Here is a 297-nt window from a genome sequence, read left to right as displayed (position 1 = left end):
CCCTGCGCCAGAAGCAGCACGATGCAGATGTGGCGCTGGCCGAAAAGCTGCAGGATTATGTAGACCGCAATCTTGTGCGCGCTTCCACCACCATGATGGCCCAGAGTCGCCGCAAACAGCTGGAAAAGCTGGAGATCACGGAAGCACCAAAGGATGAAACGAACCAGCTCAAGTTCCGCTTTGAGTAAGATGTGGAGCCGTGGAACGAGTTGGTGCTGATGAAGAACCTGACCATCAGGATCGGGGAGCGCACCCTGCTGGAACCCTGTACCTACACGGTCTGCCGGGGTCAGCGGC

The 297-nt window shown here is 57.9% G+C and carries 1 protein-coding gene; it reads left to right on the top strand.

Annotated elements, in window-relative coordinates; genetic code table 11:
- The coding region (locus P0G09_RS20960) for a hypothetical protein (protein ID WP_342760575.1) at positions 1–188 on the top strand (188 nt) is incomplete at its 5' end.
- Positions 189–297: the final 109 nt, after the last annotated feature.

The organism is Faecalibacterium sp. DFI.5.82 (assembly GCF_029076575.1).
Classification (GTDB): Bacteria; Bacillota; Clostridia; order Oscillospirales; family Ruminococcaceae; genus Faecalibacterium; species Faecalibacterium duncaniae.
Note: the sequence above shows the minus strand (reverse complement) of the source record. Positions and strands in the feature narration are given on the sequence as shown.